This is a genomic window from Clostridium sp. AF19-22AC (assembly GCF_003479085.1).
GTDB lineage: Bacteria > Bacillota > Clostridia > Lachnospirales > Lachnospiraceae > Faecalicatena_A > Faecalicatena_A orotica.
Genome location: NZ_QUGN01000015.1, coordinates 127,005 through 139,537 on the forward strand (window position 1 = coordinate 127,005; position 12,533 = coordinate 139,537).

General features: G+C 44.9%; 11 protein-coding genes. 9 read left to right on the forward strand and 2 right to left on the reverse strand.

The window, feature by feature from the left end; genetic code table 11:
• Positions 1 to 69 precede the first annotated feature (69 nt).
• From chvE to DWX43_RS17285, 6 genes are all read left to right on the forward strand, one after another.
• Positions 70 to 1,182, forward strand: a complete 1,113-nt coding sequence (gene chvE / locus DWX43_RS17260) for a multiple monosaccharide ABC transporter substrate-binding protein (RefSeq protein WP_109731698.1) — start codon at positions 70 to 72, stop codon at positions 1,180 to 1,182.
• Positions 1,183 to 1,251: 69 nt separating this feature from the next.
• Positions 1,252 to 2,790, forward strand: coding sequence for a multiple monosaccharide ABC transporter ATP-binding protein (gene mmsA, locus DWX43_RS17265; protein WP_118621204.1), 1,539 nt, complete (start codon positions 1,252 to 1,254; stop codon positions 2,788 to 2,790).
• A gap of 3 nt (positions 2,791 to 2,793) precedes the next feature.
• Positions 2,794 to 3,954 (forward strand): multiple monosaccharide ABC transporter permease, encoded by a 1,161-nt coding sequence (gene mmsB / locus DWX43_RS17270; RefSeq protein ID WP_109731700.1) that lies wholly within the window; start codon positions 2,794 to 2,796, stop codon positions 3,952 to 3,954.
• Positions 3,955 to 4,055: 101 nt separating this feature from the next.
• Positions 4,056 to 4,772 (forward strand): MurR/RpiR family transcriptional regulator, encoded by a 717-nt coding sequence (locus DWX43_RS17275; protein WP_330582283.1) that lies wholly within the window; start codon positions 4,056 to 4,058, stop codon positions 4,770 to 4,772.
• A gap of 175 nt (positions 4,773 to 4,947) precedes the next feature.
• Positions 4,948 to 6,801, forward strand: a complete 1,854-nt coding sequence (locus tag DWX43_RS17280; RefSeq protein ID WP_118621219.1) for a beta-glucoside-specific PTS transporter subunit IIABC — start codon at positions 4,948 to 4,950, stop codon at positions 6,799 to 6,801.
• 12 nt (positions 6,802 to 6,813) lie between these two features.
• Positions 6,814 to 8,244, forward strand: a complete 1,431-nt coding sequence (locus DWX43_RS17285) for a 6-phospho-beta-glucosidase (RefSeq protein ID WP_118621205.1) — start codon at positions 6,814 to 6,816, stop codon at positions 8,242 to 8,244.
• Positions 8,245 to 8,259: 15 nt separating this feature from the next.
• Here DWX43_RS17285 and DWX43_RS17290 read toward each other — a convergent pair whose 3' ends face one another.
• Both DWX43_RS17290 and DWX43_RS17295 read right to left on the reverse strand, forming a co-directional pair.
• Entirely contained in the window at positions 8,260 to 9,171 is a 912-nt protein-coding gene (locus tag DWX43_RS17290) for an AraC family transcriptional regulator (protein WP_118621206.1), read from the reverse strand.
• A gap of 48 nt (positions 9,172 to 9,219) precedes the next feature.
• Positions 9,220 to 9,585: a metalloregulator ArsR/SmtB family transcription factor gene (locus DWX43_RS17295; RefSeq protein WP_118621207.1), complete on the reverse strand. Its 366-nt coding sequence runs from the start codon at positions 9,583 to 9,585 to the stop codon at positions 9,220 to 9,222.
• A gap of 205 nt (positions 9,586 to 9,790) precedes the next feature.
• On the opposite strand from DWX43_RS17295, the gene DWX43_RS17300 reads away from it, so the two are divergent.
• From DWX43_RS17300 to DWX43_RS17310, 3 genes are all read left to right on the forward strand, one after another.
• Complete coding sequence (locus tag DWX43_RS17300; protein WP_118621208.1) at positions 9,791 to 10,009, forward strand: cation transporter; 219 nt, start codon at positions 9,791 to 9,793, stop codon at positions 10,007 to 10,009.
• Positions 10,010 to 10,049: 40 nt separating this feature from the next.
• Entirely contained in the window at positions 10,050 to 11,933 is a 1,884-nt protein-coding gene (locus DWX43_RS17305) for a heavy metal translocating P-type ATPase (protein ID WP_118621209.1), read from the forward strand.
• 86 nt (positions 11,934 to 12,019) lie between these two features.
• A complete protein-coding gene (locus tag DWX43_RS17310; RefSeq protein ID WP_109731706.1) occupies positions 12,020 to 12,472 on the forward strand; it encodes a GNAT family N-acetyltransferase in 453 nt (150 codons plus the stop codon).
• The last annotated feature ends 61 nt before the right edge of the window (positions 12,473 to 12,533 follow it).

Genomic DNA, 12,533 nt, shown 5'->3' on the forward strand with positions numbered 1-12,533 from the left:
AAACATCTCCAGACGCAGTATTGGTATATTATAACTATCAAAAAACAAGAAACGAATGGAGGAAGCATTATGAAAAACAGAGCAAAAAGACTTATGGCAATCGGACTTGCGGGGGCAATGGCATTCTCACTGGCAGCATGTACAAGCGGAAATGAAACAGGCAGTACTGACTCAGGAAAGAAAGAGGAAAAAAAGACAGAGGCCGGAAGCGGAAAAATTGGTGTCGCAATGCCGACGAAAGACCTTCAGCGCTGGAATCAGGACGGAGAGAACATGAAGAAACAGCTGGAGGCAGCCGGATATGAGGTAGACCTTCAGTTTGCAAGTAATAAAGTAGATACTCAGGTTTCACAGATTGAAAATATGATTTCCGGCGGCTGTGAAGTACTTGTCATCGGCTCCATAGATGGAGAGTCTCTGGGAACACCACTGAAAACGGCAGAAGAAGAAGGAATCCCGGTTATTTCATATGACCGCCTGATTATGAATTCTTCCGCAGTAACATACTATGCAACATTTGACAATTATCTGGTAGGGCAGAAACAGGGTGAATATATTGTAGAAGCCCTTGATCTGGACAATGCTGCGGGTCCTTTCAATATGGAAATTTTCACAGGTGACCCGGGTGACAACAATGTAAACTTCTTCTATGGCGGCGCAATGGATGTACTTCAGCCATATATTGATTCCGGAAAACTGGTTGTCCAGTCAGGACAGGTAGCAAAAGAGGAAGTTGCAACAGAAGACTGGTCTGCAGAGAAATCACAGTCCAGAATGGATGCCATCCTTGCTTCCCACTATGCAGATAAGAATCTCGACGTGGTACTCTGCTCCAATGACTCAACAGCACTTGGAGTCGAGAATTCACTGGATACAAACTATAACGGCGAATGGCCAATCATCACGGGACAGGATTGTGACAAGCCGAATGTAAAGAACCTCGTAGCAGGCAAACAGTCCATGTCAGTATTTAAAGACACCAGAAAACTTGCAGAACAGACCGTTAAAATGGTAGACGCAATTATGGGCGGTTCAGATGCAGAAACAAATGATAATGAATCTTATGACAATGGAACAGGAATCATCCCTTCTTACCTTTGTGATCCTACAGTTGTAACCATCGATAACTATAAAGAAATGCTGATAGATTCAGGATATTATACAGAAGACGATCTCAAATAAGTGATGTGGGTAAACGGGCAGGCGGGCAGTTATGTCCGCCTGTACCTGTGAAGAAAGGGAGGAATAAAATTGGCAGATATTTTATTGGAAATGAGAAATATTACCAAAACTTTCCCGGGAGTAAAAGCCCTGGACAACGTGAATCTGAAAGTGGAAAAAGGTGAAATACACGCCCTGGTTGGTGAGAACGGAGCAGGCAAATCCACGCTTATGAATGTCCTGAGCGGAATCTATCCTCATGGCTCCTATGAGGGCGATATTATTTACGAGGGTGAGACTTGTAAGTTCCATAAGATTAAAGACAGCGAGGAAAAAGGAATCGTTATCATCCATCAGGAACTGGCGCTTGTCCCCGAGATGACAATAGGAGAGAATATGTATCTGGGAAATGAGCAGGGGAAAAAGCTTGCCATTGACTGGAACAGGACTTACGGTGAGGCAGATAAATATCTGAGGCAGGTGGGTCTTTCAGAATCTTCCCGGACATTGATTAAGGACATTGGGGTTGGAAAACAACAGTTAGTAGAGATTGCTAAAGCATTGGCCAAAAAAGCCCGGCTTCTGATCTTGGATGAGCCGACCTCTTCCCTGAATGAAGCAGATTCCCAGGCCCTTCTGGAACTGATGCTGGAATTCAAAAAACAGGGTATGACCTCCATCATTATCTCACATAAGCTGAATGAAATTGCCTATGTTGCAGATAAGATTACTGTCATCCGGGATGGCTCCACGATTGAAACACTGGACAAAGAAAAAGATACATTTACAGAAGACCGTATTATTCAGGGCATGGTAGGCCGGGAACTGACTGACCGTTTTCCGAAAAGAACGCAGAAAAATATTGGCGATGTGGCATTAGAAGTAAAGAACTGGACCGTACACCATCAGGTATATACTGACAGGAAAGTAGTAGATAACGTATCTATGCATGTCAGGAAAGGTGAAGTCCTTGGGATTTCAGGGCTTATGGGAGCAGGGCGCACCGAGCTCGCCATGAGTATTTTCGGAAAAAGCTATGGGAACGATATTTCCGGGCAGCTATTTATAAAAGGCCGGGAAGTAAAGCTGCATAGTGTGCGTGAAGCGATCGAACACAAGATCGCATATGTGACAGAAGACAGAAAAGGGAACGGGTTAATCCTGAGCAACCCGATCCGTGTAAATACGACTCTTGCAAACTTACCGGGAGTCAGCAGCCACGGTGTGATAGATAAGGATAAGGAAATTGCCGTAGCAGAAGAGTATAGGGGCAAATTGAAGACGAAATGCCCGTCCGTAGAGCAGAATGTAGGAAACTTAAGCGGAGGCAACCAACAAAAGGTCCTTCTTGCAAAATGGATGTTTGCAGAACCAGATATATTAATTCTGGATGAACCCACCCGTGGAATTGATGTCGGGGCAAAATATGAAATTTACTGCATTATCAATGACCTTGTGGCAGCCGGTAAATCTGTGATTATGATTTCCTCGGAATTACCCGAAGTCCTCGGAATGTCGGACCGCATCTATGTCATGAACGAAGGCCGGATTTGCGGTGAACTGGATGCAGCAGAGGCAACACAGGAGATCATCATGGGTCGGATCCTGAAATCAAGCAAAGGAGAATAGAGTATGGAAAAGGCAAATGTTTCAGCATTTTTAAAGAAATATACAATGGTAATTGTATTAATCATTGTAACATTATTCTTTACATGGAAGACTGGAGGGAGAATGCTTCTTCCACAGAATGTCAACAACCTGATTTCACAGAACGCATATGTATTTATCCTGGCAACAGGTATGCTCTTATGTATCTTAACGGGGGGCAACATTGACCTGAGTGTCGGGTCTATCGTATGTATCGTTGGTGCAGTCGGGGCAACCTGCATGGTTAACCTGAAGATGAACATATTCGCAAGTATACTGATTATGCTTGCCACAGGACTTGTAATCGGTATATGGCAGGGCTTCTGGATCGCCTACCGTCGTATTCCCCCTTTCATAGTCACCCTTGCTGGTATGCTGATGTTCCGCGGGCTGTCCAATATCGTACTCGACGGTTATACCATCGCGCCTATGCCCGAAAAATACTTAATGCTTTTTAACAGCTATATTATCGACTTTTTCCACGGTGACGGATTGAATATTACATGTCTCCTTGTCGGAATACTTGCAGCGGCAGTCTTCATCATTATTACATTCCGGGGCAGAAGGGCCAAAGTAAAAAAAGGCTATGCCGTTACTCCATTAGGAAGCGATATCATGAAATGTGCCGTTATCGGTCTGGCAATTATGCTTCTCATGTGGAGACTGGCACAGTATAAAGGAATTCCGAATATCCTTCTTTGGATTACTGTCATCGTTCTTATCTACGGGTACATTACATCTAAAACGACTGTAGGGCGCCACCTTTATGCAATCGGAGGAAATGAAAAGGCGGCCCAGCTTTCCGGTATCAATACAAATAAAGTGTATTTCATTGCATACGCAAATATGGGGCTTCTGGCCGCAGTTGCCGCAATGGTCACAATTGCAAGACTAAGCTCGGCAAGCCCGACAGCAGGAGAAAGTTACGAAATGGATGCCATTGGCTCCTGCTTCATCGGCGGCGCGTCAGCATATGGCGGAAGCGGTACAATACCGGGCGTAATTATCGGTGCTACATTGATGGGTGTAATCAATCTGGGAATGTCAATCATGGGAGTAGATGCTAACTGGCAGAAAGTAGTAAAAGGAGCTGTCCTGCTTGCGGCAGTCATCTTTGACGTGGAATCCAAGAAACGGGCAAAATAAGTTTTGCTTTTATATGTTACACCGAAACTTCTATTGTGCGTCTCCCGCTGACTTGGTATAATACTTTATAAATGAGAAGTTTATCGGGGGATTCCAATGCTATGGAAATATTTAATTACGAAGTTGTAAAGTCCCTGAATGACCTGGAGCTGCTTGTCTATGACTATATCATGAAGAATAAGCAGACAGTCGTCTATATGACTGTGCGTGAGCTTGCGCAGGCAGTTCATGTTTCAACCTCCACCGTGATGCGTATGTGTAAAAAGGCGGGGTTTGACGGGTATTCAGAGTTCAAAGTCAAGTTTAAGATGTACATGGAAAAAGACGAAGCAAAACAGGATATAGAGGACCTGCAGGAGATGCAGGAATATTTCCAGAAAGCAGGGGCACAGGCTTCCCAGCGGAATTTGAACGAAGCAGCTGATATTGTGAGAGAGGCCAGGCAGGTGATATTTATCGGTCTTGGCACTTCCGGTATTCTCGGAAAATACGGGGCAAGGTATTTCTCTAATCTGGGAAAGTTCAGCCAGTATATTGAAGATCCGTATTTTCCGGTTGTAGATGCAGCCGCCGGAACGGCAGTCATCGCCCTGTCTGTCTCCGGGGAGACGGAACAGGTGATCCAGATGGTAAACCAGTTCAAGGAAAATAAGTGTAAAATCATCAGCATTACAAACAGGAGTTCAACAACACTTGCAAAGATATCTGACTACAATCTTTCTTATTATGTAATGGAACAGAACATGGGGAACCACATTAATACAACAACACAGGTCCCCGTAATTTATCTCATAGAAGCAATTGGAAGACGGCTGTAATGGCCGTCTTTTTCGTTACAGCATGTTTCAGATTTGTAACAAATGTTTTATATTCCATACATGTTTCAGGATTTTGTTTTTTGTAGATAATAAAAAAATACAGTGGTACAATTGCAGCAGTAAAACGATACAGAAAAATGATTTGAAGAAGGAAAGGGAAAAAGGAGAAAGAGAGATGGCTATTGATTATCGCAAAACAGCAGATGAAATCGTGAAAGAGCTTGGCGGAAATGAAAACATTAAGAATGTTACACATTGTGCAACGAGGCTACGTTTTATTCTGAAAGACGAATCCATTGTCGACAAAGACAAGGTTTCAAAAATTCCGGGGGTAATTACTACGGTACAGGCCTCAGGACAGTTTCAGGTGGTGATCGGGAACCACGTGAAGGATGCCTATGGTTTTGTCATCAGTCAGGTAACGGTCAATGAAGATACTGCAAATGAGGGCGGCCAGAAAGTCGGCGTTGTCAGCCGCATTGTGGACATTATTTCCGCAATCTTCGCACCATTCCTTTACACACTGGCTGCGTGCGGTATACTGCAGGGAATTCTGGGTGTGCTCGTTGCAGCAAATATCATGGATACCGCAAGCGGAACCTATCAGATTCTGAACTTTGTATCATGGACAGCATTTACATTCCTGCCCGTAATGATCGCAGTGACAGCATCTAAAAAATTCGGCCTAAATCAGTTTATCGGTATTGTAATTGCATGTGCACTTGTCTGTCCGGATTACATTGCTATGGTAAATGCCGGAGAACCAGTATATTTCCTGGGTATTCATGTGAAGCTCCTAAGCTATACCTCTTCGGTTATCCCGATTATTCTGGCGATCTGGATTGCATCTTATATAGAGAGATTTTTTGATAAATACATTCCACTTGTGGTGCGTAACCTGTTTACCCCTATGTTTACCATTGCAATTATGGTTCCCCTCACACTGCTGGCATTCGGACCTGTTGGAAATGCAATCGGTGGGGCGATCGGAGGAGTTTACAATACACTTTACGAATTAAGCCCGATTATAGCAGGTATTGTAGTAGGCGGATTATGGGAAGTTCTTGTTATCTTTGGCGTACACTGGGGTATCACTCCTGTAACTGTTGGAAATTATGCGGCCCTTGGATATGATACATTCACCGGCCTGCAGGCATCGGCTGTGTTTTCACAGGCAGGGGCCGCTCTCGGAGTATTTCTCAAAACGAGAAATAAAGAGATGAAAGGGGTAGCAGCCTCTGCGGCGCTTACCGGACTCTTTGGAATCACGGAACCCGCCATCTATGGTGTTAACCTGCGGCTAAAGAAACCAATGATCTGCGGCTGTATTGCAGGTGCGGTCGGCGGCGCAATTGCAGGTGCATTCAACGCCGTATCGTGGGGATACAATATGCCCGGAATCGCAACGCTTCCGGCATACTTCAAATCCGGCCACACAACACAGTTTTTCGGACTGCTGCTTTCGATTGCCGTTGCATTTGTGCTTGGAGCAGTCTTAACATTTATCGTCGGTTTTAAAGAAGAGTCAGAAGAACCTGCATCTGAAAATGTAACTGCCGAAAATATAGAAACAAAAAAAGAATCCGGCGAAGAATTCGCCTCACCGGTGACAGGAAACGTAATTCCGGTCAAAGAGGTCCATGATGAAGTATTTGCATCAGAGTCTATGGGAAAGGGCATTGGTATCCGGGCAGAAGAGGGCAGGGTCTATGCACCTTTTGACGGCACGGCATCTGTGGTATTCCCGACAGGGCATGCAGTCGGGCTGACTGATGAGAATGGAAATGAGTTTTTAATCCACATTGGAATCGATACCGTAGAACTAAAAGGTGACGGATTTACCTCATATGTCCAGCAGGGTTCCTCTGTAAAAAAAGGAGATCTGCTTGTTGAATTTGATAAAGAAAAAATCCAGAAGGCAGGGTATGACGCTACTGTCATCTATATTATCACCGATGCCGACAGAGAAATCGAGATCGAAAAAGGCAGACACGAAGCACTGAAAGACAGCGTCATCAGGACTGTTTAGGAGGAATAAAATATGCGTACATTACCGAAAGATTTTTTATGGGGCGGCGCAGTTGCCGCTCATCAGGTCGAAGGCGGATGGGATAAAGACGGGAAGGGCATCAGTATCGCCGATGTACTTACGGCAGGCGCCCACGGTGTGGACCGCAGGATTACAGACGGGATTCAGGAGGGATATTACTATCCAAATCATGAGGCCTCTGATTTCTACGGACATTATAAGGAGGACATCAAACTTCTGGCAGAAATGGGATTTAAATGTTTCCGGACCTCCATTGCATGGACTAGAATATTCCCGAAGGGGGATGAAGAAACACCAAACGAAGAGGGACTGAATTTCTATGATGACCTGTTTGACGAACTCCTTAAATATAACATTGAGCCTGTTATAACCTTATCACACTTCGAGATGCCTTATCATCTGGTAAAGGAATACGGCGGATGGGCGAACCGGAAAGTCATTGATTTCTTTGTAAAATATTCATTGACGGTTATGGAACGGTACAAGGATAAAGTAAAATACTGGATGACATTTAATGAAATCAATAACCAGAAAAACTATCAGTATCCTTTATTCGGATATACCTGTTCCGGGGTCATTTTCAATAACGCCCCGCATCCGGAAGAATGCATGTATCAGGTTGTCCATCACGAACTCGTGGCCAGCGCCCTTGTCGTAAAAGAAGGGCATAAAATCAATCCTGCTTTTCAGATCGGCTGTATGATTGCATGTGTGCCTCTGTATCCATATTCATGCAATCCTGCTGATATGATGTATTCCGTGGAAGCTATGCATGACAGATACCTTTTCGGGGACGTTCATGTGCGCGGATACTATCCATCCTATATATGGCCGGAATGGGAGAGGAAAAATATCCATATCAGGATGGAGCCGGAAGATGCCCGAATATTAAAAGAAGGGACTGTGGATTATGTCGGTCTCAGCTACTATATGACAAATGCAGTAAAAGCGGATGAAGCATCAGACGGCAATGGAGTCGACGGTTTCCCCGGCAGTGTCCCGAATCCCTATGTAAAAACAAGTGACTGGGGATGGCAGATTGATCCGGCCGGCCTTCGTTACGCACTGAACCAATTATACGAACGTTACCAGATCCCGCTCTTTATTGTGGAAAATGGTTTTGGCGCTATAGATAAGGTAGAGACTAACGGGACTATCCGTGACGATTACCGTATTGAATACCTGAAAGCCCACATAGAAGAGATGAAAAAAGCCGTTATTTCAGACGGTGTGGATTTGATGGGATATACCCCTTGGGGCTGTATCGACTGCGTGTCATTCACAACAGGTGAGATGAAAAAACGTTATGGATTTATTTACGTAGATAAAGATAACAAAGGTAACGGCACCTTAAAGCGAATCAAAAAGAAATCCTTTGACTGGTATAAAAAGGTGATCGAAAGTAACGGAGAGGACTTATAGAATACCCAATAATAATTAGCCCCGGTGCTGCCTGCGGTATTCCGTCGGCAGTACCTGAAAGTATTCTTTAAACGCCGCTGTAAATTTACTTTGGTTTCCATACCCTACAGCCTGTGCTATTTGGGATATGCTGTCCTTCGTTTCAAGCAGGAGACTGGCGGCACGCTCCATCCGGTGTTCTCTTGTGTGTGCGGCAATAGAATTTCCATAGACTGCTTTGAATACGGTCTTCAGGGTCGTTGGATTTATCAGATATTGTTTTGCCAGAGATTCTATTGTAAAATGCTGATCCATGTGTCTGGTGAGCTGTTCGTGAATATTCCGGATAATCTCGACCTGATCGGCCTGATAATCAGCCAGATATTCATTGGCAGAGACACTGCATTTGCCAAGGTACAGCAAGAGTTCCAGTGCTTTTAACTTCCGGCAGGGCAGGGAAAATTCATCCGGCTGGTCATAGAACCCGGAAAAAATAGATTCCGTCTGTGCGTTTCCCGCAAAAGAGGTCAGAACTCCGCTTTTACAGAACTTCTGGTGCAAAAACTCCCCAGTGATTCCTGTGCCCGACAGCAGTTCCGGTGGATCACTGGAAAGCAGATCCAAATCAACACAAAGTGCAAATCCTTCATAATAATTATTCGGAAATGTCATAACAGAATTGGCACAGACGTCCATCGTGTGCAGGCTGTAATTCCCCGGCCCGAGGTAAACTGTGTTCCCATTTTCCATTTTCCAGCCCATCCGTCCGGCCCTGCAGTAATTGATTTCCAGAACGTGTGCCAGGGCATCGTGAGGCAGCACAAGCTGGTCAGATCTGAAAGTAAAGAAAGACAACTCTATACCGCGGAAAAGCCGGCAGGTTTCCATTTGGCTTCCATCATGAAGCAGGGAAAGTCCCTGCTCTATTTGTTCTAAATTATGTTCCATATTTGTTCTCCTGTTCCAGAACCTATTCGTTCATTCTTTATTCATGCTCTAATCAGGACAAGTGATTTCCATCATTTTCTCTATCATCTCATGCAGCAGACGGCTCTGTTTAGTGTCTGCCGCCTTATAGTATACTTCTTTCCCCGCCCGCCGGCTGACGATCAGGCCGCTGTCACGCAATGGACGAAGGTGGTGGGAGACTGCCGGGCTTGACATCTCCATCATTGCCGAAATATTGATGACGCATTCCTCACAATGGCATAAAAGCCAGAAAATACGGATTCTGGTAGTGTCCCCTAACTGTCTGAATACTTCCGTAACCATCTGGAAATGATCGATATGGGAGAGCTGTTCCCGTAAATCAACCGCCGTATCCTGCGTTCCGTGGTGATGCGGTAATTCCATAATCTCCATATAAAACCTCCTTTTGCGTAACTGTTCAGGACCATAAACAGTTACTCTTTTGCTCTAAATAGAAATGATTTTAGCCCGTTTGGCAGGCATTACCTTCGGGGCATTGACTTGAATCTTTACCTGCATTATACTTCAGTCATAACAATTAAACAAGTGCTTAATTGTATAATTGAAAATATTTATTCATTGAAAGGGGTATCTTATTATGAAAAAAACTTACAAAATCGAAGTAGACTGCGCAAACTGTGCAAACCTGATGGAGGACGCTGCACGCAAAACTTCCGGCGTGAACTCTGCTGTTGTAAACTTTATGACACAGAAGATGACTGTAGAATTTACTGAAGGCCAGGAACCGAAAAAGGTTATGAAAGAAGTACTCAAAGCCTGCAAAAAAGTAGAGCCTGACTGTGAGATTGAACTTTGATCCACGTATCTGGCGATTCAGATTGAAAGAGAGGGTTTCCATGAACAAAAAGCAAAAAAGAATGCTGGCCCGCATAATTATTGCGGCTGTCATGCTGGTAATATTAAATTTTATTCCGGTTTCCGGATTTCTTCGCCTGTTTTTCTATCTGGCTGACTACCTGATTATCGGCTATGATATCCTGAAAAAGGCCGGAAAAGGCATCATGAACCGCAGGGTTTTTGACGAAAACTTTCTGATGTCAGTAGCTACCGTAGGCGCATTTGCTCTGGCCATCTACTCCGGCAGCGGGGACTACAATGAAGCCATAGCAGTCATGCTGTTTTACCAGATCGGCGAACTGTTCCAGAGCTATGCCGTAGGCAGGAGCCGTAAGAACATCAGTGCCCTGATGGACATCCGCCCTGACTATGCCAATATTGAACAAGATGGCAGACTTATAAAGGTTGACCCGGACGAAGTTAGCATCGGCAGTATAATCATCGTGCAGCCCGGGGAAAAAGTTCCTTTGGATGGTATTATTATAGAAGGAAGTTCCAGCTTAAATACCAGTGCGCTCACAGGTGAAAGCCTGCCCAGAGACGCCAAAACCGGAGATGAGATCATCAGCGGCTGTATCAATATGACAGGCGTATTAAAAATCCGGACATCAAAAGAATTTGGAGAATCTACAGTTTCAAAAATTCTGGAACTGGTGGAAAATTCCAGTTCCCGTAAATCAAAGTCTGAAGATTTTATTTCCAAATTTGCCAGAGTGTATACACCTGCCGTTTGCTATGGTGCACTGGCATTAGCCTTCCTGCCGCCTCTTGTCCAGATGATTATGGGGTCAACTGCGCAGTGGAGTGTCTGGATTTACCGTGCATTAACCTTCCTCGTTATCAGTTGTCCATGTGCCTTGGTTATCAGTATCCCCCTCAGTTTTTTTGCCGGTATCGGCGGAGCCAGTAAAGAAGGGATATTAATCAAAGGCTCCAACTATCTGGAAACTTTGTCTCAGGCGAAATGTGTTGTATTTGACAAAACCGGTACTCTGACGCAGGGTGTATTCGAAGTCATCGGAGTGCACCATAACGAGCTGGAAAATGCACAGATTCTGGAATATGCGGCACTGGCCGAATGTGCTTCTTCCCATCCGATCAGCAAGAGCCTTCAAAAGGCATATGGCAGGCAAATCGACCACAGCCGTGTGAATGACATCGAAGAAATCGGCGGCTATGGTATTACCGCTCAGGTAGACGGTAAATCTATTGCCGCAGGTAACAGCAAACTGATGAAAAAGCTTGGTATTACGTATTATGAATGCCACAGTGCAGGAACGATCGTACACATCGCTATCGATGGAGAATATGCTGGCCATATCCTGATTTCAGACATCGTTAAACCACATTCAAAAGCGGCTGTTGCAGAATTGAAAAAAGCCGGCGTGGAAAAAACAGTCATGCTTACTGGCGATGCAAAACGCGTGGCTGAGCAGGTAGCTGAAACCCTGGGAATCGACGAAGTGTACAGTGAGCTGCTTCCTGCCGGCAAGGTTTCCAAAGTGGAAGAACTGCTTTCCGCTAAGAATGAAAAATCAAAACTGGCATTCGTCGGCGACGGCATTAACGACGCTCCAGTACTGACCCGTGCAGACATTGGAATCGCTATGGGCGCTATGGGTTCAGATGCAGCCATCGAGGCGGCAGATGTCGTGCTGATGGATGATGATCCTATGCAGATATCGAAGGCAATCAAAATTTCCCGAAAGTGTATCCGCATTGTATACGAAAATATCAGCTTTGCCTTAGTAATTAAATTTGCATGTCTGGCATTAGGTGCTGTCGGTATCGCAAATATGTGGTATGCTATCTTTGCAGATGTAGGCGTCATGATTATTGCAATCCTCAACGCCATCCGTGCCCTGCGGGTTCGGGACCTATAGTGAAATCCGGTGCAGGCTTTGTACAGCCTGCGCCTGTTTGCATTTGACTTTGTTGTGAAAATAAGATAGAAAACAGGAGTATGATTATGAATTTACATTTTGAGCCGGTCCTTCCGGCAAACAGGAGAGAAGTAGAAAGATTACAGACATTGCCGGAACAGGCCGGCTTTATTGAAAGTGTCAGGGACTGCCTGACAGAGGCCGATGAATATCCTGAATGGAAACCAGTGGGAATTTATGATGATGAATTGCTGGTCGGATTTGCCATGTATGGTTATTTCGCTGATTTACAGCCAGAGGGGGAAGTGTGGCTGGACCGCCTCCTGATTGACAGGAAGTATCAGAAAAAAGGGTATGGGAAGGCCGCGGTTCTCGCCCTGCTGGAACGTCTGCGTCGGGAATATGGCAAAGACCAGATCTATCTGAGCGTATACGATAACAATACGGCCGCAATTGCCATGTATCAGCAGCTCGGTTTTCATTTTAACGGAAAGTGCGATGCCAAAGGGGAGAAAATCATGGTGCATACCGAAAACTGAAAGTAAAGTATACGACACTGTGAATCACGACCACCGGCTTAGCCGGTGGTTTGCTTTGACC